31 protein-coding genes, 1 tRNA gene and 1 rRNA gene are annotated in these 26,731 nt (G+C 68.9%); 13 read left to right on the forward strand and 20 right to left on the reverse strand.

What is annotated here, in order from left to right; all coding sequences use genetic code 11:
• Positions 1 to 27 precede the first annotated feature (27 nt).
• Positions 28 to 111, forward strand: a tRNA-Leu gene (locus AB0I43_RS36580).
• A 43-nt stretch (positions 112 to 154) separates the two neighbouring features.
• Here the strand turns inward: AB0I43_RS36580 and AB0I43_RS36585 are convergent.
• Positions 155 to 901: an SDR family oxidoreductase gene (locus AB0I43_RS36585; RefSeq protein WP_356978616.1), complete on the reverse strand. Its 747-nt coding sequence runs from the start codon at positions 899 to 901 to the stop codon at positions 155 to 157.
• A 127-nt stretch (positions 902 to 1,028) separates the two neighbouring features.
• Here AB0I43_RS36585 and AB0I43_RS36590 point away from each other — a divergent pair, with 127 nt between their 5' ends.
• The 5 genes from AB0I43_RS36590 (at position 1,029) to AB0I43_RS36610 (ending at position 4,481) form a co-directional block, all read left to right on the forward strand.
• Positions 1,029 to 1,985, forward strand: coding sequence for a site-specific integrase (locus AB0I43_RS36590; RefSeq protein ID WP_356978614.1), 957 nt, complete (start codon positions 1,029 to 1,031; stop codon positions 1,983 to 1,985).
• A gap of 70 nt (positions 1,986 to 2,055) precedes the next feature.
• On the forward strand, positions 2,056 to 2,622 hold the full coding sequence (locus tag AB0I43_RS36595) for a hypothetical protein (protein ID WP_356978612.1): 567 nt from the start codon (positions 2,056 to 2,058) through the stop codon (positions 2,620 to 2,622).
• A gap of 13 nt (positions 2,623 to 2,635) precedes the next feature.
• Positions 2,636 to 3,151: a hypothetical protein gene (locus AB0I43_RS36600; RefSeq protein ID WP_356978610.1), complete on the forward strand. Its 516-nt coding sequence runs from the start codon at positions 2,636 to 2,638 to the stop codon at positions 3,149 to 3,151.
• Positions 3,152 to 3,323: 172 nt separating this feature from the next.
• The gene (locus AB0I43_RS36605) at positions 3,324 to 3,941 is read left to right on the forward strand and encodes a low molecular weight phosphatase family protein (protein WP_356978607.1); all 618 of its coding nucleotides are present in this window, start codon (positions 3,324 to 3,326) and stop codon (positions 3,939 to 3,941) included.
• Positions 3,942 to 4,070: 129 nt separating this feature from the next.
• Positions 4,071 to 4,481, forward strand: a complete 411-nt coding sequence (locus tag AB0I43_RS36610; protein WP_356978605.1) for a hypothetical protein — start codon at positions 4,071 to 4,073, stop codon at positions 4,479 to 4,481.
• A gap of 50 nt (positions 4,482 to 4,531) precedes the next feature.
• On the opposite strand, the gene AB0I43_RS36615 is transcribed toward AB0I43_RS36610, so the two are convergent.
• The 11 genes from AB0I43_RS36615 to AB0I43_RS36665 all read right to left on the reverse strand — a co-directional run bounded on the left by AB0I43_RS36615 (position 4,532) and on the right by AB0I43_RS36665 (position 15,742).
• Positions 4,532 to 5,437 carry an acyl-CoA thioesterase II gene (locus AB0I43_RS36615; RefSeq protein WP_356978603.1) on the reverse strand — a complete coding sequence of 302 codons (906 nt, stop codon included), beginning with the start codon at positions 5,435 to 5,437 and terminating at the stop codon, positions 4,532 to 4,534.
• A 1-nt stretch (position 5,438) separates the two neighbouring features.
• Positions 5,439 to 6,857 carry a pyruvate kinase gene (pyk, locus tag AB0I43_RS36620; protein WP_356978601.1) on the reverse strand — a complete coding sequence of 473 codons (1,419 nt, stop codon included), beginning with the start codon at positions 6,855 to 6,857 and terminating at the stop codon, positions 5,439 to 5,441.
• Positions 6,858 to 6,945: 88 nt separating this feature from the next.
• Complete coding sequence (locus AB0I43_RS36625; RefSeq protein ID WP_356978599.1) at positions 6,946 to 7,617, reverse strand: amino acid ABC transporter permease; 672 nt, start codon at positions 7,615 to 7,617, stop codon at positions 6,946 to 6,948.
• A 6-nt stretch (positions 7,618 to 7,623) separates the two neighbouring features.
• The gene (locus AB0I43_RS36630) at positions 7,624 to 8,379 is read right to left on the reverse strand and encodes an amino acid ABC transporter substrate-binding protein (protein WP_356978597.1); all 756 of its coding nucleotides are present in this window, start codon (positions 8,377 to 8,379) and stop codon (positions 7,624 to 7,626) included.
• 151 nt (positions 8,380 to 8,530) lie between these two features.
• Positions 8,531 to 9,028, reverse strand: coding sequence for an NINE protein (locus AB0I43_RS36635; RefSeq protein WP_356978595.1), 498 nt, complete (start codon positions 9,026 to 9,028; stop codon positions 8,531 to 8,533).
• A gap of 88 nt (positions 9,029 to 9,116) precedes the next feature.
• Positions 9,117 to 10,310, reverse strand: coding sequence for a prolipoprotein diacylglyceryl transferase (gene lgt / locus AB0I43_RS36640; protein WP_357433496.1), 1,194 nt, complete (start codon positions 10,308 to 10,310; stop codon positions 9,117 to 9,119).
• 52 nt (positions 10,311 to 10,362) lie between these two features.
• Positions 10,363 to 11,163 carry a tryptophan synthase subunit alpha gene (gene trpA, locus AB0I43_RS36645; protein ID WP_356978593.1) on the reverse strand — a complete coding sequence of 267 codons (801 nt, stop codon included), beginning with the start codon at positions 11,161 to 11,163 and terminating at the stop codon, positions 10,363 to 10,365.
• Positions 11,160 to 12,407, reverse strand: coding sequence for a tryptophan synthase subunit beta (gene trpB, locus AB0I43_RS36650; protein WP_357433498.1), 1,248 nt, complete (start codon positions 12,405 to 12,407; stop codon positions 11,160 to 11,162). The genes trpA and trpB overlap by 4 nt, the downstream gene beginning before the upstream one ends.
• Positions 12,407 to 13,225: an indole-3-glycerol phosphate synthase TrpC gene (gene trpC / locus AB0I43_RS36655; RefSeq protein ID WP_356978589.1), complete on the reverse strand. Its 819-nt coding sequence runs from the start codon at positions 13,223 to 13,225 to the stop codon at positions 12,407 to 12,409. The genes trpB and trpC overlap by 1 nt, the downstream gene beginning before the upstream one ends.
• Before the next feature lie 183 nt (positions 13,226 to 13,408).
• Positions 13,409 to 14,185 (reverse strand): TIGR02234 family membrane protein, encoded by a 777-nt coding sequence (locus tag AB0I43_RS36660; RefSeq protein WP_356978587.1) that lies wholly within the window; start codon positions 14,183 to 14,185, stop codon positions 13,409 to 13,411.
• A gap of 6 nt (positions 14,186 to 14,191) precedes the next feature.
• Entirely contained in the window at positions 14,192 to 15,742 is a 1,551-nt protein-coding gene (locus AB0I43_RS36665; protein ID WP_356978585.1) for an anthranilate synthase component I, read from the reverse strand.
• A 203-nt stretch (positions 15,743 to 15,945) separates the two neighbouring features.
• Here AB0I43_RS36665 and AB0I43_RS36670 point away from each other — a divergent pair, with 203 nt between their 5' ends.
• The 4 genes from AB0I43_RS36670 to AB0I43_RS36685 all read left to right on the forward strand — a co-directional run bounded on the left by AB0I43_RS36670 (position 15,946) and on the right by AB0I43_RS36685 (position 18,086).
• Positions 15,946 to 16,254 (forward strand): hypothetical protein, encoded by a 309-nt coding sequence (locus AB0I43_RS36670; protein WP_356978583.1) that lies wholly within the window; start codon positions 15,946 to 15,948, stop codon positions 16,252 to 16,254.
• Between the two features lie 92 nt (positions 16,255 to 16,346).
• Positions 16,347 to 16,808, forward strand: a complete 462-nt coding sequence (locus AB0I43_RS36675; RefSeq protein WP_356978581.1) for a peroxiredoxin — start codon at positions 16,347 to 16,349, stop codon at positions 16,806 to 16,808.
• Positions 16,809 to 16,922: 114 nt separating this feature from the next.
• Entirely contained in the window at positions 16,923 to 17,492 is a 570-nt protein-coding gene (locus tag AB0I43_RS36680; protein ID WP_356978839.1) for a permease, read from the forward strand.
• Between the two features lie 177 nt (positions 17,493 to 17,669).
• A complete protein-coding gene (locus AB0I43_RS36685; RefSeq protein WP_356978837.1) occupies positions 17,670 to 18,086 on the forward strand; it encodes a transcriptional regulator in 417 nt (138 codons plus the stop codon).
• Here AB0I43_RS36685 and hisI read toward each other — a convergent pair.
• The 5 genes from hisI to AB0I43_RS36710 form a co-directional block, all read right to left on the reverse strand.
• Entirely contained in the window at positions 18,083 to 18,430 is a 348-nt protein-coding gene (gene hisI, locus AB0I43_RS36690; protein ID WP_356978579.1) for a phosphoribosyl-AMP cyclohydrolase, read from the reverse strand. The genes AB0I43_RS36685 and hisI overlap by 4 nt on opposite strands.
• A complete protein-coding gene (gene hisF, locus AB0I43_RS36695; RefSeq protein ID WP_356978577.1) occupies positions 18,427 to 19,215 on the reverse strand; it encodes an imidazole glycerol phosphate synthase subunit HisF in 789 nt (262 codons plus the stop codon). The genes hisI and hisF overlap by 4 nt, the downstream gene beginning before the upstream one ends.
• Positions 19,216 to 19,273: 58 nt before the next feature.
• Positions 19,274 to 20,104 (reverse strand): inositol monophosphatase, encoded by an 831-nt coding sequence (locus tag AB0I43_RS36700; protein ID WP_356978576.1) that lies wholly within the window; start codon positions 20,102 to 20,104, stop codon positions 19,274 to 19,276.
• Between the two features lie 3 nt (positions 20,105 to 20,107).
• Positions 20,108 to 20,839, reverse strand: a complete 732-nt coding sequence (gene priA / locus AB0I43_RS36705) for a bifunctional 1-(5-phosphoribosyl)-5-((5-phosphoribosylamino)methylideneamino)imidazole-4-carboxamide isomerase/phosphoribosylanthranilate isomerase PriA (protein WP_356978575.1) — start codon at positions 20,837 to 20,839, stop codon at positions 20,108 to 20,110.
• Positions 20,840 to 20,907: 68 nt separating this feature from the next.
• Positions 20,908 to 21,360, reverse strand: coding sequence for a MarR family transcriptional regulator (locus tag AB0I43_RS36710; RefSeq protein ID WP_356978574.1), 453 nt, complete (start codon positions 21,358 to 21,360; stop codon positions 20,908 to 20,910).
• A 100-nt stretch (positions 21,361 to 21,460) separates the two neighbouring features.
• On the opposite strand from AB0I43_RS36710, the gene AB0I43_RS36715 reads away from it, so the two are divergent.
• Positions 21,461 to 21,973, forward strand: coding sequence for a nuclear transport factor 2 family protein (locus AB0I43_RS36715; protein ID WP_356978573.1), 513 nt, complete (start codon positions 21,461 to 21,463; stop codon positions 21,971 to 21,973).
• On the opposite strand, the gene AB0I43_RS36720 is transcribed toward AB0I43_RS36715, so the two are convergent.
• Entirely contained in the window at positions 21,963 to 22,475 is a 513-nt protein-coding gene (locus tag AB0I43_RS36720) for a hypothetical protein (protein WP_356978571.1), read from the reverse strand. The two genes, AB0I43_RS36715 and AB0I43_RS36720, sit on opposite strands and share 11 nt — an antisense overlap.
• Positions 22,476 to 23,495: 1,020 nt before the next feature.
• On the opposite strand from AB0I43_RS36720, the gene AB0I43_RS36725 reads away from it, so the two are divergent.
• Together AB0I43_RS36725 and AB0I43_RS36730 are read left to right on the forward strand one after the other, a co-directional pair.
• A complete protein-coding gene (locus AB0I43_RS36725; RefSeq protein WP_356978569.1) occupies positions 23,496 to 24,599 on the forward strand; it encodes a hypothetical protein in 1,104 nt (367 codons plus the stop codon).
• 375 nt (positions 24,600 to 24,974) lie between these two features.
• On the forward strand, positions 24,975 to 25,796 hold the full coding sequence (locus AB0I43_RS36730; protein WP_356978835.1) for a GNAT family N-acetyltransferase: 822 nt from the start codon (positions 24,975 to 24,977) through the stop codon (positions 25,794 to 25,796).
• Here AB0I43_RS36730 and AB0I43_RS36735 read toward each other — a convergent pair.
• Together AB0I43_RS36735 and rrf are read right to left on the reverse strand one after the other, a co-directional pair.
• Positions 25,728 to 26,336, reverse strand: coding sequence for a hypothetical protein (locus AB0I43_RS36735; protein ID WP_356978567.1), 609 nt, complete (start codon positions 26,334 to 26,336; stop codon positions 25,728 to 25,730). The two genes, AB0I43_RS36730 and AB0I43_RS36735, sit on opposite strands and share 69 nt — an antisense overlap.
• A gap of 307 nt (positions 26,337 to 26,643) precedes the next feature.
• Positions 26,644 to 26,731: ribosomal RNA gene (rrf, locus tag AB0I43_RS36740) — 5S ribosomal RNA — on the reverse strand; the annotation flags it as partial.

Raw genomic sequence — 26,731 nt, forward strand, 5'->3', positions numbered from 1 at the left:
GCAGGCTATAGTTCTCATCCGGTGCTCGCCGATGTGGCGGAACTGGCAGACGCGACGGTCTCAAAAACCGTTATCCGAAAGGATGTGTGGGTTCGAGTCCCACCATCGGCACCGAAGATGGCGGCCCCTTTTCCCGGGGGCCGCCATCGTCTTTTCAGTCGACCAGTGCGCCGCAGGTGAGATTGAGGACGGCGCCGGTCATCGCGCCCGCGCCGGCGGACGCGGCGAAGACCGCGGTCTCGGCGACCTCGGCCAGCAGCGGCAGCCGACCCAGGCGGGTGTCACGGAGCAAAGGCTCGAGGTCGGCGTCGGCGATGCCGGGGACAGTTTCCGGGGTGAAGTTCGGGCGCAGGCAGACGACGCGGACGCCGTGGCGGCCGACCTCCCCGGCGAGACTGCGGTTGAGAGCTTCGATTCCGGCGCAGGCGATGGCGAAACCGCCCATGCGGTGGCGGGACTCGTCGGCGGCCGAAGCCGACAGCAGCACGATGACGCCGGACCCCTGCTCGGTCATGCGGCGGGCCGCCGCCGTCGCGGTGATGAAATGCGAGCGGGCCGCGGCCTCGATCGGAGCCATGAAGTCCGCCAACTGCATGTCGATCAGGGGCACGTCCTGCACAGCGGTCATGCCGACGGCGTTGAACGAGACGTCCAGGCTGCCCGTCTGCTCGACGACGCGGTCGGCGTGTGCTTCGATCGCCGCTCGGTCGAACACATCGATCGCCGTGGCGGTGGCGCTGCCGCCCAGCTCGGTGATCTCGGCGGCCAGCGCGTCGAGGGTGGACCTGGTCCGCCCGACCAGCGCCACCCGCGCACCTTCGCGGGCGAACGCCCGGGAGACCGCGCCGCCCATCTTGCCCGCCGCCCCGTAGACCACCGCACTCTTACCGTTCAGTCGCATACCTGGACAGACGGTGCGGCGGTACGAGAATCATCGCCACGACCAGGATTTCGGGGCCGGGAAATGTGTCGGTGCCTGCTGGGATGCTGGGCTCGTCGCCGATCGCACGGGAGGGCCGGTGGTGAGGATGGACGCCGCGGAGGCGCCGATGGATCTGTTCGCGATCGAGGTCGCGGCCGGGCCGCTGCTGACGGGGTTCGGTGCGCTGCTGGGCGCGCGGCCGGATCTGCCGCCCCGGGCTCGCAAACTCTATCGGGAACGGGTCGGCCACTTCTTGACCTGGGTCCGCGAGACCGGCGGGTTCGGCGACGCGCTGCACTGCGCCCGTGGGCGCGACCGGGCGGTCGACGCCTATCTCGGTGCCGCGGTGGCGGATCGGGGTGTGGCCGGGCGCACCCTCGAGCTGAGTCTGCGCGCGTTGAACGCCTTCTATGAATGGCTCGGGCTGGGGCCGCCCGCCGTCCCGCGGGTGTTGATCGCCCCCGCGGATCCGCGCGCGCTGGAGCTGGGCGAGCGGCGCGCCGTCCTGCGCGCGGCCGCCGAGCGCGGGCCGCGGGCCTATGCGCTTCTCGTTTTCGGTCTCGATCTGGGGGTGGGCACCGCTGAGCTGGTCACCCTGGATCTGGCCGGGCTGGATCTGGGGAAATGGCCCGGGCAACTGGGGATTCCGGACCAGGGCGGCGGTTCGCGCACCGTGCCGCTGTCCCCGGTGTCGCGGGCCGCGGTCGCCGCCTGGCTGCCCGAGCGCCGCCGGATCCTGCGCGGTGAGGAGCACCGCGCGCTGTTCCTCACCGAGCAGGCGCCGCCGCGCCGCCTGCTCCAGCGCACGCTCGAGGACGCGGTGCGCGCGATCGGCCGGGACGCGGGCGTCGACCTGTCTCCGGAGGCGCTGCGCGCCACCGCGGAACAGAAGCTGCTGCGTGAGGGGCTCGCGCCGGAGGTGGTCGCGGGTCGCCTGGGTGGCGTGGTGCCGAGTCCGGCGGCACGCCGCAATGAGCCGGGCCGCAAGTCGCTGCGCGGGCGTCCGCGGGTGCCGGTGCCGGGCAGCGAACAACTCGACCTCTTCGGCGGACCGACGGGGTAGGCCGCAAAGCCGTTGCAGCCCTTCCCTTTCTGCCTCGAGCCCGGCTCCCGGTTCGGATAGGGTGGTGATCATGGCCATGGAATGGTTGGCGATCGTGGGCACCCTGAGCGGCGCGGTGGTCGGCGCCGGCGCCACCCTGCTCGCCGATGTCATCCGGGCCCGGCGCGACAAAGCGCTGCGGTCCAACGATATCCAGCGCCAGATCTACGTGAAGTTCCTGGCCACCGTCGTCCAGACGGACAACGCCATGCAGGCGCTGGCCCTCGGCGGCCCGACACCGCTGGGCCGCGAGGAGAGCATCGCCGCGTTCCGTTCCCATCATCTGGTCGCCGCCCTGCTCGAACTCGAACTCGTCGCGCCGCCGCCGGTGCGCGACGCCGCGAAGCAGACCTACGAGCGGCTGCGCGATATCCGGGAAGCCCTGGCGAGCACCGCCTTGACCGTCGGCGGCCCGGACAACGGGTCCGCCGAATGGCACGCCGTCCACCGGCCCTTCCGCGGCGCGCTCGAACAGCTGAAAGAGGCGATGCGCCAGGAACTCGGCCCCGCGGCGATCACGGCCCGCGCCTCGAACGCTCCCGCACTCCCCGACGGCCGCACCCCGGGCGCCCCCGAGAACCGTCCGGAACAAGCGTGAAAGGCCCCGGCCGATGGTGAGCGTCCTCGTTCCCGCGCTGATCGCCGTCGCCGGAACTCTCCTGGGCGCCGGAGCGACCTTCTTCTTCCAGCGCTCGACCGCCGACCGCGCCGCCGCCCAGCTCTTCGCCGAACGCCTCCGCCAAGACCGGCTCAATGCCTACAACGCGTTCGCCGACGCCGCCACGGAGTACCGCAGCATCGAGTACGACCGCTGGTTCCGCAACAGCGAAGACGACGCCGAAGCCCTGCGCGCCGCGAAGCAGACGGCGCACGCGAAACGCACGCTCGCCCGCAGCGCCCTGCTCCGCATCGCGCTGCTGACCGACGACAACCGCCTGCGCACTCTCGGCAACGACATCATCGACACCGCCCGCGCGATCTCCCGCGCGAGCGACGCCGCCGAGCGCGACACCCACGGCGACCGGGCACAGGCCCTGCTCGACACCTTCATCACGCACGCGGCCGCCCAGGTGCAGTCGCCGCCGGAACTCACCCGGGCCCGGCCGCGCCGGGCGCTCCCCCGCTGATCCGGCCGCACCGCGAATTCGGTGGCGGGCAGGTGATCGCATTCCGCCGAAACGAGGCATAACCGCGTGGTCGGTATACGGCACGCTACGGCCAGATGAATATGTTTCTGTGCAGGTGTGATTCGGTGCGGAGCTGGTTTTGGAACCCGGGCCGGCGTTTTAGCGTGAGCACATGCACGTCCTGTTCGTCTGCAACGGCAATGTCTGTAGGTCGGTGATTGCCGAGCGGGTGACGCGTGCCGTGGCCGTCGAATACGACGTGCCCGGACTTACCGCGGAAAGCGCCGGAACCCGCGCCCTGGTCGGTTTTCCGGTGGAACCGCTTGCCGCCCAGACGATTGCCGGGCTGGGCGCGGACGCGGACGGATTCCGGGCCCGCAAACTCAAGCCGGAAATGATCGATCGGGCCGATCTGGTGCTCGCCATGACCGTGCAGATCCGCGACCAGATCGCCGAGATGGGATTCGGGGTCGGCACCCGCACTTTCACGCTGCTCGAGGCGCACCGGATCGCCAAAGTCACCGGTGCCCACACCATCGCGGAATTGCACGCGGCCCGCAACGATCTCTCCCTGGTCGGGCGCGAGAACATCGCCGACCCGGTCGGACTGTCCGAAAGCGCCTATTGCGAAGTCGGCGACCGGATCGCGGAAGCGCTTGTGCCCCTGCTGCTCGCGCTCGCCCCGGGCGAGCAGAGCCGCCCCGCGCAGGACGAGCCCGGGCTGGTGGTAGGCCCCGACGCCCCCGCCCCGCCCCTCGCGAGCTTCCTGGCGGCACAGCGCATCCGATGACTCCGCCGGCGGAAACGCCGGACGCGCCGGGCAAATCGCCGTCGCCTCTGGGATTCGTACCAGCCTTGCCACTACACTCCCCGGCGGACACTTTCCGCTGATGCTGGTCCGGACCCGACAGGAATCGACATGCCGAAACGCATTTCGGATGTTTCGCTCCATGTTTATGTGACACCGGAAACGCTCGACCGGGTGGTCGAGACGGTCCGTGATGTCGTAGACGACCACCTACAGGACCGGGATGTATTCGCGTGGAGATTCACGCTCCCGGTCGACGCGGACGACGCCGCGCATATCGCCCTCGAATCCCAGTGGCGAGCCGCTCATCCGGATCTCGCGCCCGCCGGCCGGCGCACCTATGAAATCGCGCTCAGCCTCGTCGGCGCCCCGCGCGATCTGACCGCGCCCGGGCTGGCCGCGCTGGAACGCCGGCTGATGCTCGAAACCGCCGGGGCCACAACAGATCCGCAAATACCCCGGACCATCCGCACGCAGCGCCGGGACAGTTTCGAGTTCGAATTCGAGCGCGAATACCTGTAAAAAGAACACCCCGCCGTCCGCACCGGACGACGGGGGTCTTCGAGAGGAAATCAGCGACGCGACGGGAAGTGCCGGATCAGGCCTTCCTGCACGGTCGTCGCGAGCAACTCGCCCGAGCGCGAATAGAACCGCCCGGTGGCCAGGCCACGGGAGCCCGCCGCCACCGGCGACTCGGTGCAGTACAGCGCCCAGTCGTCGAAACGGAACGGCCGATGGAACCAGATCGAGTGGTTCACCGTGGCCGCGACGATCCGGTCCAGCCCCCAGGACAGGCCGTGCGTGGTGATGATCGAATCCAGCACCGTCGTGTCCGAGGAGTAGCCCAGCGTGGCGACGTGGACCAGCGGATCGTCGGGCAGCTGCCCGTCGGCCTTCATCCAGACGCGGTTGTGGTTCAACCGCTCCCCCGTGCCCTTGAGGATCCAGGCCGGGTCGTTGGTGTAGCGCATGTCGATCGGGTGCGGGGCCTTGACGAACATCTCCAGCTTGTCCTCCAAGCCTTCGAAGCTCTCCTCCACCCGGGGCAGCGTCTCCGGATCCGGCACCTGCGGCTGAGCATGCGAATGCTCGAGCCCCTTGCCCCAATCCTGGAACGCCGCGAGCATGACGAACAGCTCCTGCCCGTCCTGCGTCGCGGTGACGGTGCGGTTCGCGAAGGCCCGGCCGTCGCGATGCCGGTCGACGCGGTATTCGATGGGCTGCTTGGTGTCGCCGCCGCGCACGAAATGCGCGTTGACGGCGTGCACCGGGCGGTCACCGACGGTGCGCCCCGCGGCCATGATGGCCTGCGAGACCAGCTGCCCGCCGAAGGTACGACTCCACACCTTCGCGGGATGCTGGCCGACGAAGACGTCTTCGTCGACCTGCTGCAGATCGAGCAAGCTCAGCAGCACATCGAGATCGGAGGAGCCGGAAGCGGCTCCGACCCCGACCGAGCCGCCTAGCGATGTAGACAAATCAGTGATCCTCCTCGCCGATTCGATGCACGTGGATCAGGTTGGTGGACCCGACAGTACCCGGCGGGGAGCCCGCCACGATGACCACGAGATCACCTTTCTGATAACGGCCCATCGACAATAGCGCGACATCGACCTGATGGATCATCTCATCGGTGCTGTCCACGGTCGGCACGATGAAGGTCTCGGTGCCCCAGGTCAGCGCCAGCTGACTGCGGACCTCGGGCAGCGGGGTGAAGGCCAGCAGCGGCAGCGGGGTGTGCAGCCGGGCCAGGCGACGCACGGTGTCACCGGACTGGGTGAACGCCACCAGCGCCTTCGCGTTCAGCCGCTCGCCGATATCGCGGGCCGCGTAGGAGATCACGCCGCGCTTGGTGCGCGGCACGTGGGTCAGCGGGGGCACCCGCGTCGACTCGGCCTCGACCGCGCTGACGATGCGCGCCATGGTGCGCACCGTCTCGATCGGGTAGGCACCGACCGACGTCTCGCCGGAGAGCATCACCGCGTCGGCGCCGTCGAGCACCGCGTTCGCCACGTCGGAGGCCTCGGCCCGGGTCGGGCGCGAGTTCTCGATCATCGACTCCAGCATCTGGGTGGCGACGATGACCGGCTTGGCGTTCTCACGGGCCATCTGGATGGCGCGCTTCTGCACGATCGGCACCTGCTCGAGCGGGAGCTCCACGCCCAGATCGCCGCGGGCGACCATGACGGCGTCGAACGCCAGCACCACGGCCTCGAGATTATCGATGGCCTCGGGCTTCTCCAGCTTGCCGATGACCGGGACCCTTCTGCCGACCCGGTCCATGACATCGTGCACGAGCTCGACATCGGAGGGCGAGCGCACGAACGACAGCGCGATGAAATCGACGCCGAGCTCGAGCGCGAACTCCAGATCCTCGATGTCCTTCTCCGACAGCGCCGGCACCGACACGTCCATGCCGGGCAGCGAGACGCCCTTGTTGTTCGAGACCGGGCCGCCCTCGGTGACCCGGCACACCACGTCGTTGCCCTCGACAGCGGTGACCGTCAGGCCGACCTTGCCGTCGTCGACCAGCAGGCGGTCACCGGGCTTGGCGTCCTCCGCCAGCTCCTTGTAGGTGGTGGAGACGCGATCGTGAGTGCCCTCGATGTCGTCGACGGTGATGCGCACGACCTCACCGGTCGCCCACATCGTCTTGCCGTCCTTGAAGCGGCCGAGCCGGATCTTCGGACCCTGCAGGTCGGCGAGAATGCCGACCGCGCGCCCGAGATCGTCGGAGGCCGCACGCACCTTCTTGTAGTTCTCGGCATGGTCGCTGTGCTCACCGTGGCTGAAGTTCAGCCGCGCCACGTCCATGCCGCTCTCGACGAGTTCGCGGATCCGTTCCTCGGTGGCAGTGGCCGGGCCGAGCGTGCACACAATCTTCGTCCGTCGCATCACGCTTAGAGCCTAATCCCGTGGGGGTAGTGGTTGATGCCGTGCCCTCGGTGAAAAGTGGGTGAAAATAATGAACCGCAGTTGGGCGAAGCTACGAGCGGGCGACATGCCTGGACAGCCGGGTCTCCAACCGGGTCTGTCCGAAGCCCAGCACCAGGCAGATCACCCAGTAGTAGACGGCCGCGACGCCGTAGAGGGCGAAGAAATCGAACGTAGGTGCGGCCGCGACCTGCGCGGTCCGCAACAATTCGGTGACCAGGATGGTGGACGCCAGCGAGGTGTCCTTCACCAGCGAGATCAGCGTGTTCGACAGCGGCGGCACCGCGATCCGCGACGCCTGCGGCAGGATGATCAGCCGCATCTGCTGCGCGTAGGACATGCCCAGCGCCCGCGCCGCCTCCCACTGGCCCTCGGCCACCGACAGGATCGCCGCGCGCACCACCTCGGCGGCATAGCCGCCGACATTGAGACTGAACGCCACGATCGCCGCTGGAATCGGGTCCAGCGTGATCCCGAACTGCGGCAGGCCGTAGAAGATGATGAACAGCTGCACCAGCAGCGGCGTGCCCCGGATGATCGAGATGTAGAACCGGGCGGCCGCCGACAGCGGCCACACCGGCGACATCCGGGCCAGCGCCACGAACAGCGCGATCGCCAGACCGATGACGAAGCTGACCGCGGTCAGCGGCAGCGTCATCTGCACCGTGGCCTTCAGCATCGGCCACAGGTTCTGCCAGATCAGCTCCTTCGTATCCGCGTCCACCGGCGGTTACTTGCTGACGTCGGTGCCGAAGTACTTGTCCGAGATGCGCGCCAGGGTGCCGTCGGCCCGCAGATCGTTCAGGGCCTTGTCGACGTCGCCGATCAGCGCGTCGCCCTTGCGGGCGGCAAAGGCCTGGTGGTCAGTCGTACCAGTCTTACCGGCGATCTTCACCCCGGTGTCCCCGGTCTTCTTGGTGTACTCGTTGACGGCGAGCGTGTCGTTGAGGGTGGCATCCACACGGCCGTTCTTGAGCAGCTGGATGGCCTGCACGAAGCCTTCGACCGCTTCCACCTTCGCACCCGCGCCGCTGGCCACCTTGCCCCAGTTCGAGGTGGCGGACTGCGCGCAGGTCTTGCCGTTCAGGTCGGCCAGCGTGGTGATGTTGTTGGTGTCGGTCTTGGTGACGATGACGCCCTCGGAGGTGGTGTAGGGCTGCGACAGCGCGTACTTGTTCTTGCGTTCGTCGTTGATCGTCACCTGATTGGCGACCAGGTCGAAGCGCTTGGACTCCAGGCCCGCGAAGATCGCATCCCACGGCGTCTGCACGAATTCGACTTTCTTGCCCAGCTTCTGGCCGACCGCCTCGATGATCTCGACGTCGTATCCGGTCAGCTTCAGGCCCGGGCCCTGGAAACTGAAGGGGGCGTAGGTGCCCTCCGTGCCGACCTTCAGCACATTCGAATCGCTGTCGCTACCGCAGGCGGAGAGCCCGGTGGCGGCGACGACGGCCAGCAGGGCGGCGGCGAAAAGCTTGCGGCGCATCGAGATCCCTCATCTCTTCCAGACAAAATCCGACCCAACCTACGCCGGGTCCGTTGCGAAGCACAGTAACGCGATCTTGCCGCGCGAAACACTTGACAAGACAAAACACCCCGCTTCGTGTCGAAGCGGGGTGTTCGGAAGAGCAAGTGGATCACTCCTGCAGCGGGCGGCCCTGCGCGTCGGGCACCTTGCCGGTGAGGATCATGATGGCGTCGATCAGCGCCCAGATGCCGCAGCCACCACAGGTGATGAGCTGCAGGATGCCGGTGGTGTTGTCGCCCAGGTAGAAACGGCCGACGCCGAACTGGCCCAGGAACAACTGCAGCAGACCGGCGGTCAGCTTCTGCTTGTCGGAGTACGGCGTGCCGTACATGTCGCGGCCGTACGGCGCTTCCGGATCCATGCCCGGCATGCCGCCGTACGGGGCCGGCGGGTAACCGCCCGGCTGACCGTACTGCGGCTGACCGTACTGCGCCTGCTGCGCGTACGGATCCGACGGCTGACCATACTGCGGTTGCTGCGCATAGGGATCCGACGGCTGACCGTACTGCGCCTGGCCACCGTCCTTGCTCAGATCAGGACCTGTCCCGGGCGGGCCGTACTGCGGCTGCCCGCCGTATCCAGGATTGTTCTGGTAAGGGTCGGTCACTCATGTCCTCCTCATTCGTGCGGGTAACCCCTCCGGCCCCCGGCTTTCGTCGATCAGCCGAACCGGGCGAACAAGTTACCCGCGACGATCAGGTGACATTCTTGCCCGAATCACCCTTTTTTGTCGCATCGGTTCCCGACGGCTCGGCCTCCGGCGTGGCAGCGCCGGTCTCCGGATCCTTATCGTCGGCGGGCTCCGATTCGTTCACAGCCGGTTCGGAATTCGCTTCCGGCTCGGCCGGTTCGGCGGGCGCGGATTTCTCCAGCACCACGCTCTCGCCCGGCTCCGTGGTCTCCCCCGCGGCCTGCTCGCGATCGGCCGCCTCGGCCGCCGCACCGACCCGGCGCAATTCGCCGAGCTGCCAGGGCCAGGGGTGCGCGCCCTCGAGCAACGCGGGCTGCAGCATCGCCGGCGTCTCCCGGCCGCGGGTCGCGAACACGAAATAGGCGATGGCGGCAAGGAAGACGAGCGCGGCGGTGAAGGAGTTGATGCGGATGCCCGCGATGTGGGTGGCCTCGTCGTCGCGCAGCAGCTCCACCACGAAGCGGCCCACGCAGTAGCCCGCCACGTAGAGCGCGAACAGCCGGCCGTGCCCGATCCGGTAGCGCTTGTCGATCTGCACCAGCAGGAACACCACGAGCAGGTTCCACAGCAGCTCGTACAGGAACGTCGGCTGCACGACCTTCTCGGCGACGCCGTTGGAGACGCCGTTCATCATGTCGAGCTGGCCGTCGGAGTCGAAGCGCGGGTAGATCTCCAGGCCCCAGGGCAGCGTGGTCTCGCGCCCGTAGAGCTCCTGGTTGAAGTAGTTGCCGAGCCGGCCGATGGCCTGGGCCAGCAGGATCGGCGGCGCGATCGCGTCGCCGAAGGCGGGCAACGGGATCCGGTACACCCGGCAACCGATCCAGGCGCCGACGCCGCCGAGGAACACCGCACCCCAGATGCCGAGACCGCCCTGCCAGATGTAGAGCGCCTCGACCGGGTTCTTCCCCGCGCCGAAATACTTCTGCCAGTCGGTGGCCACGTGATAGAGCCGGCCGCCGATCAGGCCGAACGGCACCGCGAACATCGCGACATCCAGGACCGTGCCCTGCTTACCGCCGCGCGCCTGCCACCGCTTGTCACCCCACCAGATGGCGACGATGATGCCGATGATGATGCACAGGGCGTAGGCCCGCAGCGGGAACGGCCCGATCTGCCACACGCCCTGCGGGGGGCTCGGGATATAGGCCAGCACGCTGGTTCCGGTCGCCGCGGTGTCTGCCAAGACTTGTACGGTCACGCTGGCAACCGTACTGGGTCCCGGCGTTCGCCGGGATGACGGGGCGTTGAGGCTAGCTCGAGACCGGGGCCGAGCGCACGCCCTCGGCGAGCTCGGCGGTCAGCGCCCGCACCGCGTCCAGGCTCTCGCCCGCGGCGCTGACCAGAGCCGAGCCCACGATGACGCCGTCGGCGTAGGCGGCGATCTCGGCGGCCTGCGCACCGGAGCGCACGCCCAAGCCCACGCCGATCGGGATGTCGGAGTGCGCGCGCACCCGCGCGCACAGGGCCGGGGCCATGGACGACACCGCGTCGCGGGCGCCGGTGACGCCCATGGTGGACGCCGCGTAGATGAATCCGCTGGATGCCTCCAGGGTTTTCACCAGGCGCTCCTCGGTGGAGGACGGCGCGACCAGGAAGATGCGGTCCAGATCGTGCGCGGCGGAGGCGACGAACCAGTCGTCGGCCTCGTCCGGGATCAGGTTCGGGGTGATGATGCCCGCGCCGCCCGCACCGGCGAGATCGCGCGCGAAGTTGTCGACGCCGTACTTGAGCACCGGATTCCAGTAGCTCATGACCACGGCCTGGCCACCGGCCGTGGTGATCGCCTCGACGACGGTGAACACGTCCTTGACCCGCACCCCGCCGCGCAGCGCCTGCTCGGCCGCGCGCTGGATGGTGGGGCCGTCCATCACCGGATCGGAATAGGCGATGCCGACCTCGATGATGTCGCACCCGGCTTCGACCATCGCCTTGCAGACCTCGATCGACCCGGCCAGGTCGGGGTACCCCGCGGGCAGGTAGCCGATGAGCGCGGCCCGGTTCTCCGAGCGCGCCGCCGCGAAGGTGTTCGCGAGGCGGGACTGCTGACTCACTTCTGCTCCTCGCCGTACAGGCCGAACCACTTGGCCGCGGTGTCCATGTCTTTGTCGCCGCGTCCGGAGAGGTTCACCAGGATGATCGCGCCCTCGCCCAGTTCCTTGCCCAGTTGCAGCGCGCCCGCCACCGCGTGCGCGGACTCGATGGCCGGGATGATGCCTTCGGCGCGCGAGAGCAGCAGCAGCGCGTCCATCGCCTCAGTGTCGGTGACCGGGCGGTATTCGGCGCGGCCGATGTCCTTGAGGAAGGCGTGCTCCGGGCCGACGCCCGGGTAGTCCAGCCCGGCCGAGATGGAGTGCGATTCGATGGTCTGGCCGTCCTCGTCCTGCAGCAGGTACGAGTACGCGCCCTGGAACGCGCCGGGCGTGCCGCCGGTGAAGGTGGCCGCGTGCCGTCCGGTCTCGACGCCGTCGCCGGCCGCCTCGAAACCGATCAGCCGCACGTCCGCGTCGTCCAGGAACGGGTGGAAGATGCCGATGGCGTTGGAGCCGCCGCCCACGCAGGCGACGACCGCGTCGGGCAGCCGCCCGGTCTGGGTCTGTACCTGGGCGCGCGCCTCCATGCCGACGATGCGCTGGAAATCGCGCACCAGCATCGGGAACGGATGCGGGCCGGCGGCGGTGCCGAAGCAGTAGTAGGTGTCGTCGGCGTGCGAAACCCAGTCGCGCAGCGCCTCGTTGATCGCGTCCTTGAGGGTCTGCGAACCCGTCTCCACCGAGACCACCTCGGCGCCGAGCAGCCGCATCCGGGCCACGTTCAGCGCCTGGCGGGCGGTGTCGACCGCGCCCATGTAGACCACGCACTCCAGGCCGAGCAGCGCGCACGCGGTGGCGGTGGCGACGCCGTGCTGGCCCGCGCCGGTTTCGGCGATGACGCGGGTCTTGCCCATGCGCTTGGCCAGCAGCGCCTGGCCGAGCACGTTGTTGATCTTGTGCGAACCGGTGTGGTTCAGGTCTTCCCGCTTCAGCAGGATGCGCGCGCCACCGGCGTGCTCGGCCAGGCGGGTGCATTCGAACACCGGCGACGGCCGGCCGGTGTAATCACGCTGCAGCCGGTCCAGCTCGTCCAGGAAGTTCGGATCCAGGCGGCACTTCTCGTATTCGGCGGTGACCTCTTCGATCACGGCCATCAGCGCCTCGGGCACATGCCGCCCGCCGTAGACGCCCCAGTGGCCGCCCGCATCGGGTTCGTGCGCGCTCTTGTCGTGGACGCCGTCGCTGGCCTTGGGGAACGCGCCCATCACCGGCCTCGCCGCGCGGGCTTCGGGCAGGAGGGGTGGGTGCCGGCGGTCACCAGCTGCAAGACGGCGGCCCGCGGGTCACCGCTGGTCACCAGACCTTCGCCCACGAGCACGGCATCGGCACCGGCGCCCGCGTAAGCCAGCAGGTCGGCGGTGCCGCGGATGCCGGATTCGGCGATGCGGATGACTTCGGTGGGTAGGCCCGGCGCGATCCGCGCGAACACGTCGCGGTCCACCTCGAGGGTCTTCAGGTTGCGCGCGTTCACGCCGATCACCGAGGCGCCGGCCTCCAGGGCCCGGTCGGCCTCTTCTTCGGTGTGCACCTCGACGAGCGCCGTCATGCCCAGCGACTCGGTGCGATCGATCAGCGCGGAGAGGGTGTCCTGCTCCAGCGCGGCCACGATCAGCAGGATGACGTCGGCGCCGTGCGCGCGGGCCTCGTGGATCTGGTACGGGCCGACCACGAAATCCTTGCGCAGGATCGGGATCGACACGTTCGCGCGGACCGCGTCCAGATCGTCGAGCGAACCGCCGAAGCGACGGCCCTCGGTGAGCACGGAGATGATCCGGGCGCCACCGTCCTCGTAGGCCTTGGCCAGGCTGGCCGGGTCCGGGATGTCGGCCAGCGCGCCCTTGGAGGGCGAGGACCGCTTGACCTCCGCGATCACGCCGATGCCGTCTTCCAGGAGCGCGGCACGCGCGTCGAGCGGAGCGGGGACCTTGGTCGCGGCGGCCTTGATGGACTGGAAATCCAGGAGGGCTTCCCGAGCGGCCACATCCGCGCGGACCCCGTCGAGAATCGAGTCGAGTACCGTCATCTGGCTCGAATCCTTTCTGGGGAGACGGACTTGCTGCCTGAGAATCCCCCCAGGCGCTGTCTCACCGATGCTGACAAAGAATAAATGGCGGGCAGTTTCCCGGTCGCGCCGGGGTTGGGCTGCGGCGGCTCGGGCCGCTCGCGAATCCGAGGCAATCGGGGGGCGAAAGTGCTGCCGGTCACGTCAGTCCGCCTTGCCGCCTGGCGAATCCGGAGTCCGGGCGGCGGTCTCGGTATCGGTGGCGTCGCCGGACTCGGAGGTCGGCGCGAGCGGCGAGCCGGCACTACGGGCGCTGTCGTCGGTCGGGTCGGTCCCGGCGTCGAGCGCGTCCCACAGCACGCGCTCCGACAGCGGTCCGTCGGTGTGGTCGGCCGTGCGCTGCTTGGCCACCTCCGCCGTCGCGGCCTCCCGCCGGACGACCGGATTGTCGTACTTGCCCGACAGCTGCGCCGTGTCGCGCGGCATCCGGGCCAGCAGCAGCCCCGCGCCGAAGGCGGCGAGCGCGGCCAGCAGGGTGAGCACGGCCGGGAACACCGCGGCGCTCGCCTCGGTCACGGTGGCGCGCGCGGGCAGTTCGGCCAGCGCCGCAGCCCGCGTCTCGAGCGCGCCCGAGTTGGTCAGCAGCGCGAACGAGGGCACGGCCGTGACCGCGGCGACCAGGGCGACCAGCACGCCGATCAGGCGGCGCGGCCAGCCGCGGGTGGCCAGCACGGCCGCGATCGCGGCGAGCAGCACCAGCGCGAGCGGGGTGAGCGCCCCGAACCACACGCCGCCGTCGAGATCGTCGGTGCGCGGTTCGGTGAGCCCGTCGGCGGACGAGACCGTCACCCAGGTCATCCGGGACGAGCCCCACATCAGAGCGGCGGCCAGCGCCATCAGGATGATCGGGGCGCGCACCCCGTTGGCCGGGCGGCGCGTCTCGCCCACCCCGGACGGTTCCTGATCAGGTACAGCACTCATCGCGAATCAGCCGTTCTCACTTCGGTTCTCGGCCCCGAACACGCGGACCGTCTCGGCGGCCGCGATCGCCTTGAGCACCGCCATCGCCTTGTTGCGCGATTCCACGTCCTCGTAGTCCGGGTCGGAGTCGGCGACCACGCCCGCACCCGCCTGCACGTAGGCGGTGCCGTCCTTGAGCAGCGCGGTGCGAATGGCGATCGCGGTGTCGGCGTCGCCCGCGAAGTCCAGATAGCCGACCACGCCGCCGTAGATGCCGCGCCGGGTCGGTTCCAGCTCCTCGATCAGCTCCATGGCCCGCACCTTCGGCGCGCCCGATAGCGTGCCCGCCGGGAAGCAGGCGCGCACCGCGTCCAGCGCGATCTTGCCCGGCGCCAGCCGGCCGGAGACCGTCGAGACCAGGTGCATGACGTGGCTGTAGCGCTCGATGTGGCGGTACTCGGTGACGCGCACCGTGCCCGGCTGGCACACCCGGCCCAGATCGTTGCGCCCCAGATCCACCAGCATCAGGTGCTCGGCGTTCTCCTTCTCGTCGGCGAGCAGGCCCTTCTCCAGCAGCAGGTCGTCCTCCTCGGTGACCCCGCGCCAGCGCGTGCCCGCGATCGGATGCGTCGTCGCCACGCCCTCTTTCACCGTGACCAGCGCTTCCGGGCTGGACCCGACGATGGAGAAGGCGGTGCCGCCGTCGCCGTCGGGCACGTGGATCAGGTACATGTACGGGCTCGGGTTGGAGGCGCGCAGCATGCGGTAGAGATCCAGCGGGGACCCCTGGTAGTCCATCTCGAAGCGCTGCGAGAGCACCACCTGGAACGCCTCGCCCGCCTCGATCTCCTTGACCAGCCGGCGCACGCCCGCGCCGAACTCCTCGCTGGTGCGCCGGCGCCGGTACTGCGGCTCGGGCTGGTCGAACACCGAGACCGTGGACACCGCGGGCGCGCCGAGCGCCTCGGTCATGCGGTCCAGGCGGGCGACGGCGTCGTCGTAGGCGGCGTCGACATTGTCGGTGGTGCCGTTCCAGTTGACGGCGTTGGCGATCAGCGTGATCGCGCCCTCGTGGTGGTCGAAGGCGGCGAGATCGGTGGCCAGCAGCAGCACCATCTCGGGCAATTCCAGGTCGTCCAGGGCCAGGCTGGGCAGGCGTTCCATCCGGCGCACCGCGTCGTAGCCGAGGTAGCCGACCATGCCGCCGGTCAGCGGCGGCAGGCCGGGTAGGCGTTCGGTGCGCAGCAGTTCCAGGGTTTCGCGCAGCGCGACCAGCGGGTCACCACCGGACGGCGCATCGACCGGGATGTTGCCGAGCCAGGCGGCTTCGCCGTCGACCACGGTCAGCGCGGACGGGCTGCCGGCGCCGATGAACGACCAGCGCGACCAGGAGCGCCCGTTCTCCGCGGACTCGAACAAAAAGGTCCCGGCCCGGTCGCCCGCCAGCTTGCGGTAGGCCGAGAGCGGAGTCTCCGAGTCCGCCAGCACCTTTCGGATCACCGGGACCACCCGGTGCTCCGCGGCGAGCAGATGGAACTGGGCGCGGGTCGTAGTGGTGGGAGTGGACGCGGCAGCCATTGCACCATCATCCCAAGTGCGGCTGTCCGGTCTGCGCTCGGGCCGCGTGAGGCCGGGCAAAACGTACGAGCCGGTCAGGGGCGACCGACCGGTTTTCATGCCCCGGAACCCGTTGTGGCGGCCGTCACTACACTCGCTGCGTTCCACTTCAGCCAGCTGGATCCCCCAGTCACGCGGAAACGAAAATCGAGAGGAGACAATTGATGTACCCCTCGCAACAGGCGGGGCCGGAGGGCCGGCACGCCGCGCCGGGTGCGATGCCCGGCCAACCCCCGCGGATGGTCGGAATGAACGGCATGGGCAGCCCGCAGGTCGCCAGTACCTACAACGCGCTCGCCTCGTTCGTCACCTACGTCAAGGCCCTCGAGTCGCTGGATCGCCACCACTTCCCGGACGAGTACGCCGATCACAGCGATCGCATCCGGGAGCTCAAGCCGTTCCTGCGCGCCCACGGCATCCTCGATGTCATGGAAATCAAGAACCCCGAGGTCGCCGCGCTGATCGGCGTCTGACCCCTTTCGTCCTCGCATCCCCGTCTTCCCGGCCGCCTCCTCGTCATGGCCGTGGCGGCGGGGATGTCGCGTTTCGCGGGTAATCTCCGGACATGCAGACAGGTCAGCTCGCTCCGCAGTTCGAACTCCCCGATCAGACCGGCACGCCCCGCTCGCTGGACGCCTTACTGGCCGACGGCCCGGTGGTGCTGTTCTTCTATCCGGCCGCCAACACCCCCGTGTGCACCAAGGAGGCGTGCCACTTCCGCGATCTGGCCGCGGAGTTCAAGGAACTCGGCGCGACCTGCGTCGGCATCAGCGCCGACGCCGTGGACACCCAGGCCGGTTTCGCGTCCAAGCAGGGCCTGAGCTATCCGCTGCTCTCCGATGTCGACCGGGCGGTCGCCGCGCAGTTCGGCGTCAAGCGCGGCCTGCTGGGCAAGCTCGCGCCGGTCAAGCGGCAGACCTTCGTCATCGGCACCGATCGCGTCATCGGGAAGGTGATCAGCAGCGAGCTGGGCGCCGACACGCACGCCGACGAGGCCCTGAAGTACCTGCGGGCGAACAACCGGTAATTACGGTCGAATCCGGCGAAACGCCGGGTCGGCTGCCCCAGTTCTCGCTGGTCAGCGTCTTACGCTGCCAGGATGACGATGCGCGAGGGTCAGCCGGTCCAGCCCAAGTCGACCATGGAGGTTTGGCGTCCGCGAATTATCGGCGGGCTCATCGCGGCGGTGGTCCTGGTCATCGCCTACTTCATTCTCAAGGCGTTCATTCCACGCTGGTGGGCCCAGCGTCTGGGCGAGTCGATCCACGGCAGCTTCTCCAAGGGCATCTGGTGGGGGCTGCTGCTGGGCGGCCTGTGCACCCTCATCCCGCTGTTGCTGCTGCTGTTCGCCAGCACGATGTGGCGGCGGCGCGGCGGGCGCTTCCTGGCCGGCGCGGCCGCGGTGCTCGCGATCGTGGCGGCCCTGCCCAACCTCATGACGCTGACCATCGTGTGGGGCGGCAGCAATGCCGCGCACGCCGGTGAGCGCATCCTCGACGTCGACGCGCCCGCCTTCCGCGGCGCGACCTTGGTCGGGTTCCTGATCGCGATCGCCGTCTTCGTGCTCATCGCCTTCCTGGACGTGCGCCGCGGCTGGCGCCGCCGCCAGAGCGCCAAGGCGGCCGCCCAGGCGGAGACCGGTTACACCGCACCGCCCAGCACCGGGTCGGCGGATCCGGACACGACCACGACACGCCATGACGCACTGTGAATGGGCTCACCGTCTGAAGTAACTGTGTGCCGGTCGAGCGAAATCGTGGCAAACTCGATGGCGCGGGTGACTGCGTATAGCCGACGACCCCACGTCACTTCGCTCGAGAGAAGGCGCACAGTGACGAAGTGGCTCGACCCCGTTGAACAGCGAGCATGGCGCGCGATCGTCGCGCTGATGACCCGTCTGCCGAGCGCCTTGGATACCCAGTTGCAGCGCGAATCGGGGGTTACCCATTTTGAGTACTGGGTGCTCACCCTGCTGTCCGAAGAACCCGGTCATCGGCTGCAGATGAGCGACCTGGCCAGCAAAGCTAATTCGTCGCTATCGCGACTGTCGCATGTCGTGTCGAAGCTGGAGCGGCTCGGCATGGCCCAGCGCTCGACCCAGGCCGGCAAGCGCGGCGTGCAGGCCGTGCTCACCGACGCCGGATATCAGAAGGTCGTCGCCGCGGCCCCCGGATACCTGGAGGCCGTCCGCCACCTCGTCTTCGACGGGCTCGCCCCCGAAGAGAAGGCACAGCTCGCCGAACTCAGCGAGATCCTGGCCAAACGGCTCGCCGAAGCGCTGGCCCAGACCGACCCGGAGAGCTAGTCGGCCTCGGCGAGCAGCACATCGCTGTCGAAGCAGGTGTGCGTGCCGGTGTGGCAGGCCGCGCCCTCCTGATCCACCACCAGCAGCACGGTGTCACCGTCGCAGTCGAGCCGGACCTCGTGCACGTACTGGGTGTGACCGGAGGTCTCCCCCTTCACCCAGTACTGCTGCCGCGAGCGGGAGTAATAGGTCGCCTTGCGCGTGGCCAGCGTGCGGGCCAGCGCTTCGTCGTCCATCCAGGCCATCATCAGCACGGCACCGGTGCTCTTCTCCTGCGCGACCGCGGCGACCAGCCCGGCCTCGTTGCGCTTGAGCCGGGCGGCGACGGCGGGATCCAGACTCATCGGACCACGATTCCTTCCGCGCGCATGGAGTCCTTGACCTGACCGATGGTGAGGTCGCCGAAGTGGAAGACGCTCGCGGCCAGCACGGCGTCCGCGCCCGCCTGCACCGCGGGCGCGAAATGCTCCAGGGCGCCCGCGCCGCCGCTGGCGATCACCGGCACGGTGACCGCGGCCCGCACCGACTGGATCATCTTCAGGTCGAACCCGGCCTTGGTGCCGTCGGCGTCCATCGAGTTCAGCAGGATCTCGCCGACGCCGAGCTCCGCGCCGCGCACGGCCCACTCGACCGCATCGATCCCGGTGCCGCGCTTGCCGCCGTGCGTGGTGACCTCCCACCCCGACGGCGTCGCCGGCTGACCTTCGGGGACGGTGCGCGCGTCCACCGACAGCACGATGCACTGCGAACCGAATCGCCCCGACATCTCGCGCAGCACCTCCGGCCGCGCGATCGCGGCGGTGTTCACCGACACCTTGTCCGCGCCGGCGCGCAGCAGCCGGTCCACGTCCTCGACCGTGCGCACGCCGCCGCCGACGGTGAGCGGAATGAAGATCTGCTCGGCGGTGCGGGTGACCACGTCGATCATGGTGCCGCGGTCACCGGTGGAGGCGGTGACATCGAGGAAGGTCAGTTCGTCCGCGCCCTGGGCGTCGTAGGCCGCGGCCAGCTCGACCGGGTCGCCGGCGTCGCGCAGGTTCTCGAAGTTGACGCCCTTGACCACCCGGCCCGCGTCCACGTCCAGGCATGGAATCACGCGTACTGCCAGTGTCGAATTCGCGGCGTTCACGAGCCCTCCATGGTTACGACGAGCTGCCGCCTCCGGGCCCTGAGCTCACGCCGCAGTGTCATTCCGTCATACCTTCGCTTTCTTCGGCGACGACCGTGCAGATCATCTCGAGCAGTTCTTCGTGCACTCCGGGCGCGGCGGCCAGCACCGAGCCGGAGGTGATCGTCCACGGTTCGCCGGCCAGGTCGGTCACCACCCCGCCCGCCGCGCGCACCAGCGCGACGCCGGCCGCGTTGTCCCACGGGTGATGTCCGAACACGATCGCGCCGCCGAGTATTCCGGCCGCGGTGAACGCCAGGTCGATGCCGGTGGAGCCGTGCATGCGCACCCGCGAGGACAGGCTGCTGAGCGGACCGAGCAGATCGAAGCGGAACCGGCCGGGGATGCGGCCGTGCGAGTCGACGTTGAAGGCGCCGAAGCCGATCATCGCCTCGGCCAGTTTGCCCTGCGGCAGGCGCGGCATCGGCTCGCCGTTGAGCAGCACCGGGCCCTCGGCGACGGCGGCATAGCTCTGGCCCAGCACCGGCAGCCAGGTCAGGCCCAGCACCGGCACGCCCTCGTGCACCAGCGCCAGCAGCATGCCCGCCAGCGGATGGCCCGAGGAGTAGTTGAACGTGCCGTCGATCGGGTCGAGCACCCAGGCGGTGCCCGAGGTCAGCTGCGGGCCGCCGAACTCCTCGCCGTGCACCTTGATGCCGGTGCGATGCTCGAGCTGTCCGGAGATGGTGCGTTCCAGCTCCAGATCCAGTTCGGTGGCGAAGTCGTTGCGGCCCTTGGTGACCGCGCTCGGCGCGCCGATGCCCTCGATGAAGCGGGGGATGGCGTCGTCGAGGATCTCACTCGCGGTCTCGAGCAGCCGGGGTAGGTCGGCGATCGGGTCGGCGGCCACGGCTCAACGCACCGCGGCGAGTGCCTCGGGCAGCGTGAACCGGCCCGCGTACAGCGCCTTGCCGACGATGGAGCCCTCGACGCCCTCCGGAACCAGCCCGGCGATGGCGATCAGATCCTCGACCGTGGAGACGCCGCCGGAGGCGATGACCGGCGCGTCGGTGGCCGCGCAGACTTCGCGCAGCAGGTCCAGATTGGGGCCGGTCAGGGTGCCGTCCTTGGTGACGTCGGTGACCACGTAGCGGGTGCAGCCGTCGCGTTCCAGGCGCTCGAGCACCTCCCACAGGTCGCCGCCGTCGCTGACCCAGCCGCGGCCGCGCAGCCGGTACTCGCCCTCGATGATGCGCACGTCCAGGCCGACGGCGATCTGATCGCCGTACTCGCCGAGGGCGCGGGCGCACCAGACCGGGTCTTCCAGGGCGGCGGTGCCGAGGTTCACGCGCGCGCAGCCGGTGGCCAGCGCGGCCTTCAGCGATTCGTCGTCGCGGATGCCGCCGGAGAGTTCGACCTTGACATCGAGCTGACCGATGACATCGGCGAGCAGTTCACGGTTGGATCCGCGGCCGAAAGCCGCGTCCAGATCGACCAGATGCACCCATTCCGCACCGCCGCGCTGCCACTCCAGCGCCGCCTCCAGCGGGGATCCGTAGCTGGTCTCGCTACCGGCCTCCCCCTGCACGAGGCGCACGGCCTCACCATTGGCGACATCGACGGCAGGTAGCAGCACAAGACTCACTCGTCTTAGTTTAGTTGCTGTCCCGGCTCCGGCCGTCTCCGGGCAGTCCTGGGCAAACGTGTCCCGGATCAACCCCGGGCGTGATCATCGAGGATCCGGGTGAGCAGCTCGATCAACTGGCGGCGTTCCGCCGGGTCGAGCGCGGCCAGCAGTTCGTCCTGGGCGTCGTCGAGCCGGCGGTCCAGCTCCGTCAGATGCCGCAGGCCGGCGCGGGTGAGGGTGACGATGTTGCGGCGGCGGTCGGCGGGATCGGGATCGCGCTGGACGAAATCGCGCTCGGCCAGCTGGTTGAGGGTGGCCACGATATCGCTGCGGTCGATGCGGGTGCGCCGGCCGAGCTCGGCTTGGCTGGCCGGGCCGAATTCCCGCAGCGTCGTGAGCAGGGCGTAGTGGTGGCGGCGGGAGCCGGTGTCGTCGAGGGCTCGCTCGGTGGTGCGGTCGGCGACCAGGGCGACCTGGTTCAGCAGCCGGCTCGGCAGGGCGCGCAGGCGGTTCGCGGCGCTGTGGTGCGCAATCTCCATGAGCCGAATCTAGCAACTACTTGTTGGTGTCCCCCACGATCTGTTACGTTGGTTCAACCAACGTTGGCGTCACCAATCATATTCTCGAAAGGCCAAGTCGATGCGCAAGATCCCTCGCATACTCGCGTTCGCCGTCCTACCCCTGACCTTGCTCGCCGCCTGCTCCACCGCGGCCGCCGGGCGCGACGATCGCGCACTGCTGGACCGCACCGAGATCACCGGCCTGATCGACCAGCTCGGTCAAGCCCTGGACGAGGGGCGATTCGACGCCCTGCGCGACATCTACACTTCCGACGCCACCGCGAAGACCCCCGGCGGCCTCGCTTCGGGGATCGATGCGCTGGTCGCCCAGGCCGGGCGGAATCACGACCCGGACAAGAAGATTCAGCACCTGCTCACCAATGTGCTGATCACCCTGCACGGCGACGCCGCGGCCGTCCGGACCAACGTGGTCGCCCACTTCACCCCGGCGGGCGACGGCGCCCGCCTGGCGCCCGAACCCGAATACTCCCTCGGCGGCGTCTACCGGTTCGACGCCACCCGCACCTCCGCCGGCTGGCGGCTGTCCCGCGTGGAGATGACCCCGGTGTGGTCCACCGGGATCAGGCCGTAACCGCGGTCGCCAGCACCCGGGCGCGGTAGCAGGTGAGCGCCGCGGCCACGGCGAAGACCGCCGTGGCCAGCGCCGCCGCGACCCGGAAACCCTGGCCGATCAGGAATTCCGTTGCCGCGCGTTCGATTTCGTCGAGCGAATGCTGGTCGCGATCGTCGAACAGGATGCTCGCGCGCGGCCACTGGAACCAGATCGACAACAGGAACTGCCCACTGACCAGCGACGCCAGCGAAGCCGCGACCCAGGCCCGCGCCCGCCGGAAGACCAGCGCCGTCGCGAGCGCGACCAGGGCGCACAGCGTCAGCACCGCACCCATCGGGCGCATCACGTCACCGACGGCGACCACGCTCATGAAATCCTCGGTCTGCGCGAGCGACTCCGGAACATCCCGGAAAATGTTCGGATACAACAGCATCGTCTCGGCCGCGGTGGTGGCGAAAGCGAACGCGGCAACGATCGAGTACACGCTCAGCACCGTCAGCGGAAAAGTGATCGACTTCATAACGACCTCCACGACCGACCCTAGGGACGCACACCCCCGAACGGATCCGGTGCGACACCCCATTTCGCCCTCCGGGATCCCCCCGATACCTCGTAGACGCACCCTCGAACAGAACCCTAAGATCATCTTCTCCGCGCACGCGGAGACGTTGACCGCTGCGCCAGCAGCCCGGGGGAAAGTTCGACCGTGCCAGACCATTCCGACCTGCCCGTGGCCCCTGCCACCCCGGCCCCCAATCCCGAAACCGACTGGGCCACCCCAGATCCCGCCGTCACCCACTACCCCCTGCCACCCGGCACCCACCTGAGCGACCAGCCCCCGCCGTGGATGTCGCCGGGTTCCGCGCCAGGCCAGGCACCGGGCTTCACGCCGGGCTCAGACGCACCACAAGGTTTCACGCCGGGCGCATCGCAAGGTTTCACACCGGGCGTCACGCCGCGCGCATCGCAGGGCTTCGTATCGGGTCCCCCGCAAAGCTCTATGGCGGGCACGCCGCAGGGACCTATTCCGGGCATGCCGCCGGGTCCCGGGCCTGGTACGCCGCACGGTCCCTGGCCGGAAGCGCCGCAAGGTTTCCTGCCAGCCACGCCACACGGTCTGGAAACGAGTCCGCCGCAGAGTCCCGCTGGAAACCCCCTCCAGGGCTCCACCCCCAGCGCGCCACCGGCTTTCGCACCGCAAGATCCGCGCGCTGGCGAAGGTTTCCCGCCGGATGCGGCGCACGGCTTCACACCGGGTAGCCCGCAGGACCCCGCTGCGGGAGCCCCACACGCATCCACTCCGGGCAGCCCACACGACCCCGCTGCGGGAGCACCACACGCATCCACTCCGGGCAGCCCACACGACCCCGCTGCGGGAGCGCCGCACGCATCCACTCCGGGCAGCCCACACGACCCCGCTGCGGGAGCGCCGCACGCATCCACTCCGGGCAACCCGCAGAGCTCCGCGTCGGGCGCTCCGCACGGTTTCGCGGCCGGCGATCCGCATAGTTTCGGGCAGGGTTCGATCCACAGTTCCGGGGTGGGTGCGCCGCAGGGGTTCGGGGCCGGTGAGGCGGCGTTCGCGGGTGCCGGGCAGGCGGGGTTTGCGCCCACGACGCGGAAGAAGCGGCGGTGGCTGGTGCCGCTGATCGTGTTCGTGGTGACTGTGCTGGCGGCCGGGAGTGCGGCCGTCGGGTATGTCATGACTCGGTCCGAGCCGGTGAAATGGGCGGTCGGGGATTGTGTTTCGCTGGCCGAGGTGAATGCGCCCGCCGAGCCGGATTGTGCGGATTTCACGAAGGCGATGTATCGCATCGCTTATCGGGAGGATGTCGTGTATCCGCTGGAGACGGCGTGCACGAAGTATCCCGATGTGACGAAGGCGATCGCCGAGCCGGTGGCGGCCGGGGCTCAGCCGGGGGCCGTGCTGTGCCTGGCGCCGACCCGGTTCAACAAGACCGATCCGGGTGCGATGGCCGTGGGTGACTGCGTCGACATCAAGGAGGCGGGCGCGTCGATCACGCGCGCCGAATGCATCGTCAACGGCACCGCGGTGCGGGTGATCGGGACGGAGATTCGCGCCAAGGTCCCGGTGACCGAACAGGCTTGCAGCACGCACCCGAAGGCGCGTCAAGCCTTCGCCCAAGCTTCGCTGGGCGGGCGTGCCATCGTGCTCTGCACGGTGCCGGTCGATCCGTCGGCCTTCGCCAACGCCGAGGTGGGCAGCTGCGTCACCGAGAACAGTCAGCGCCTGGTCGATTGCGCCACCCCGGGTGTGAAGCACCGTGTCCTGACGGTCCGCACCCTGCACCTGCGACCCGAGAAACCGCAGTGCCTGGACACCCCGAGCGCCAGCGCCTTCTCCATGAACTCCAACGACAAAACCGATTTCGTCCTCGCGGTCTGCCTGGGCCCCGCCGCCCAGGACCACCCGCTCTACGCCGAGATCGGCGACTGCCTGGCCGAACCGGTTGACCGCCGCGATCCCTCCCGCCGCGTCGACTGCGCCGACCCCGCCGCCAGCTCCGAGGTCATCGCCCGCCTGCTCCAGGAAAACGCCAACTGCCCCACCGAGTGGACCTCCAAGATCAGCTGGAACGCCGGCATCACCAGCGGCCTGACTGTCTGCATGCGCCGTCGCTGAAGCCCAGCCGCCTGCGGTGCTCACCCCTGGAGGCGACACCGCAGGCCCACGGTCGCCCCTGCCGTGAACACGGGCAGCGGGCTCGGCGAGACCTCCTTCGCTCCCCTGCGTCGACTCGCCTTCGGTGTGCGCATCGACGAGGAGGCGCTACTTGATTCCGGGCTCCTACTCGGCACTTGATGTCAGGCTCCTCCAAATCGCTCTAGATGTACTGCCCAGGCAGCACACCGAGGGCCGCCGTGCTCGGGAGAGAACGCGGCGCGCTGAGGCAATCGAGTCGTGGCCACCGGAGGCGAGTGCGCGCCACTCGAAAATAGGAGGTTCGCGAAGAGGTACCGGGCTAGGTTTGTGGCCATGACAGGTGTGGGTGGATCGCTGTTCTGCGACGTGGAACTCGGTGCGCGGATCGAGCGGGTCGAGACGGAGTTGATCGCCGCCGGGAACAGCGCGGCACAGGAGCGCGAAGGACGGGGCTTCGCGATTCCGGTCGAGAGCGGGATTGCTTCTTACGCCAGTGCGGGGTCACCGTTGAACAAGGTGGCGGGCTTGGGTTTTGGGAATGTCCCGAGCGAGGCGGAATTCGAAGAGATCGAGAAGCGGTATGCCGAGAACGACGCGACTGTTCAGGTCGAACTGTCGCATCTCGGCAATCCGGCCATCGGGGAGATGCTCACCGGCCGCGGCTATCGGCTCGTCTCGTTCGAGAACGTGCTGGGCCTGGCGCTGAACGAGCACTCGGAGCGGAGCGCGGCCGATGGCGTCACGGTCCGGGGCAGTGACGAGAACGAATTCGACGTGTGGATCGACACCGTCGTCGACGGTTTCGCGCGTCCGGACACCCAGGGCGTGGCATCGCACGAGGAGTTCCCCCGTGATGTACTCGCCGATGCCATGCGGGATCTCACCGCCGCAGCGGGAGTCGAGCGATTCGTCGCCGTTCGCGGGGACACGGTGGCTGGCGCCGCCAGCATGCGGATGTCCCAGGGCATCGCCCAACTCACCGGTGCCGCAACGCTTCCCGCCCATCGCCGCCGAGGCGTTCAATCAGCCCTGCTGTCCACCCGCCTCCAACTCGCCGCCGCAGCCTCATGCGACATCGCCGTCATCACCACCCAGCCCGGCTCCAAGTCACAGCAGAACGCACAGCGGCAAGGTTTCGACCTGCTTTACACTCGCGCCATCCTGATCAAGGAATAGACACGCCCGCCACCCCGAAGGCGGGACAAAGCAGTAGGTCGCGTTCTCCTGGGCGTTGAGGTAGTGCAGATGACTGACCGAGATGAACTTCATCCGCAAGCCCGCCTCGGTGTCGGCAGGCGGCTCGCACACTGCCTTGTCCAGAACACCCGGGACACTACGTTCGAGGCGTCCCGACCCTTCGGACGCACGGCACGTGGGGTCATGGGTGTAACCGGTGATCCCATCGTTATAACACTGTCCGACTTGGAGATTGGGCACCGCACACGAATGGGCGATGACATGCTCGCCGTAGTTCCTGCCCTGACTGATGATCAGCATCTCCGCGGTGCCGGAGCAATCGACCTCGGCATCGGTCCCGCTGACAATCGTCGACGCAACGATTCGCTTCGAGGCAGCCGGCAGGGAGCAGTCCAGAGGTAGTAGCGGCTCCTTCAGAACCACTGCGATTCCCGAGATGTCGGTACAGGTACCCACGACGGGGATCTGTAGCGGCACCGCGGCCTGCTCATCGAGTCGGGCGTCCTGCAGGTAGTACACAGCCGCACCTGCACCGACTATCACGGCGAAGACAATCACGACCAGGCCGACTATCAGGCCGGCGGAGCGACGCCTCGGTGGCGGCGGAGGAAAGCCGGGTGCCGGCGGGGGACCGTAGCCATATGGTGGGTGCGCCTGAGGAGTGCCGTATCCCTGTTGGCCGTAACCGCCATAACCGCTCATTCGATCCCCCATCCAAATCCGATATCGTGCAGCATGTTTCGGGCGAATTATAGCCCGGCGCCGACGAGGGTCCGGAAACGCAAGAAGGCCCCCAACCGAAGTTGGGGGCCTTCCGCAAAGGATGTTCCGGCGGTGTCCTACTCTCCCACACCCTGTCGAGTGCAGTACCATCGGCGCAGGTGGCCTTAGCTTCCGGGTTCGGAATGGGACCG

Source organism: Nocardia sp. NPDC050435, assembly GCF_040655395.1.
GTDB lineage: Bacteria > Actinomycetota > Actinomycetes > Mycobacteriales > Mycobacteriaceae > Nocardia.

Excerpts from the sequence above, each read along its gene's own strand:
- AB0I43_RS36605 (WP_356978607.1), top strand. The coding sequence starts at position 3,324 with ATGCACGTCCTGTTCGTCTGCAACGGCAATGTCTGTAGGTCGGTGATT.
- AB0I43_RS36685 (WP_356978837.1), top strand. The coding sequence starts at position 17,670 with ATGACCCGTCTGCCGAGCGCCTTGGATACCCAGTTGCAGCGCGAATCG.
- trpC (WP_356978589.1), bottom strand. The coding sequence starts at position 13,225 with ATGACGGTACTCGACTCGATTCTCGACGGGGTCCGCGCGGATGTGGCC.
- AB0I43_RS36660 (WP_356978587.1), bottom strand. The coding sequence starts at position 14,185 with ATGAGTGCTGTACCTGATCAGGAACCGTCCGGGGTGGGCGAGACGCGC.
- AB0I43_RS36590 (WP_356978614.1), top strand. The coding sequence starts at position 1,029 with ATGGACGCCGCGGAGGCGCCGATGGATCTGTTCGCGATCGAGGTCGCG.
- hisI (WP_356978579.1), bottom strand. The coding sequence starts at position 18,430 with ATGAGTCTGGATCCCGCCGTCGCCGCCCGGCTCAAGCGCAACGAGGCC.
- AB0I43_RS36675 (WP_356978581.1), top strand. The coding sequence starts at position 16,347 with ATGCAGACAGGTCAGCTCGCTCCGCAGTTCGAACTCCCCGATCAGACC.
- AB0I43_RS36595 (WP_356978612.1), top strand. The coding sequence starts at position 2,056 with ATGGCCATGGAATGGTTGGCGATCGTGGGCACCCTGAGCGGCGCGGTG.
- AB0I43_RS36680 (WP_356978839.1), top strand. The coding sequence starts at position 16,923 with ATGGAGGTTTGGCGTCCGCGAATTATCGGCGGGCTCATCGCGGCGGTG.
- trpB (WP_357433498.1), bottom strand. The coding sequence starts at position 12,407 with ATGGGCGCGTTCCCCAAGGCCAGCGACGGCGTCCACGACAAGAGCGCG.
- AB0I43_RS36720 (WP_356978571.1), bottom strand. The coding sequence starts at position 22,475 with ATGAAGTCGATCACTTTTCCGCTGACGGTGCTGAGCGTGTACTCGATC.
- AB0I43_RS36585 (WP_356978616.1), bottom strand. The coding sequence starts at position 901 with ATGCGACTGAACGGTAAGAGTGCGGTGGTCTACGGGGCGGCGGGCAAG.
- AB0I43_RS36610 (WP_356978605.1), top strand. The coding sequence starts at position 4,071 with ATGCCGAAACGCATTTCGGATGTTTCGCTCCATGTTTATGTGACACCG.
- AB0I43_RS36670 (WP_356978583.1), top strand. The coding sequence starts at position 15,946 with ATGTACCCCTCGCAACAGGCGGGGCCGGAGGGCCGGCACGCCGCGCCG.
- AB0I43_RS36715 (WP_356978573.1), top strand. The coding sequence starts at position 21,461 with ATGCGCAAGATCCCTCGCATACTCGCGTTCGCCGTCCTACCCCTGACC.
- AB0I43_RS36630 (WP_356978597.1), bottom strand. The coding sequence starts at position 8,379 with ATGCGCCGCAAGCTTTTCGCCGCCGCCCTGCTGGCCGTCGTCGCCGCC.
- AB0I43_RS36710 (WP_356978574.1), bottom strand. The coding sequence starts at position 21,360 with ATGGAGATTGCGCACCACAGCGCCGCGAACCGCCTGCGCGCCCTGCCG.
- AB0I43_RS36665 (WP_356978585.1), bottom strand. The coding sequence starts at position 15,742 with ATGGCTGCCGCGTCCACTCCCACCACTACGACCCGCGCCCAGTTCCAT.
- AB0I43_RS36600 (WP_356978610.1), top strand. The coding sequence starts at position 2,636 with ATGGTGAGCGTCCTCGTTCCCGCGCTGATCGCCGTCGCCGGAACTCTC.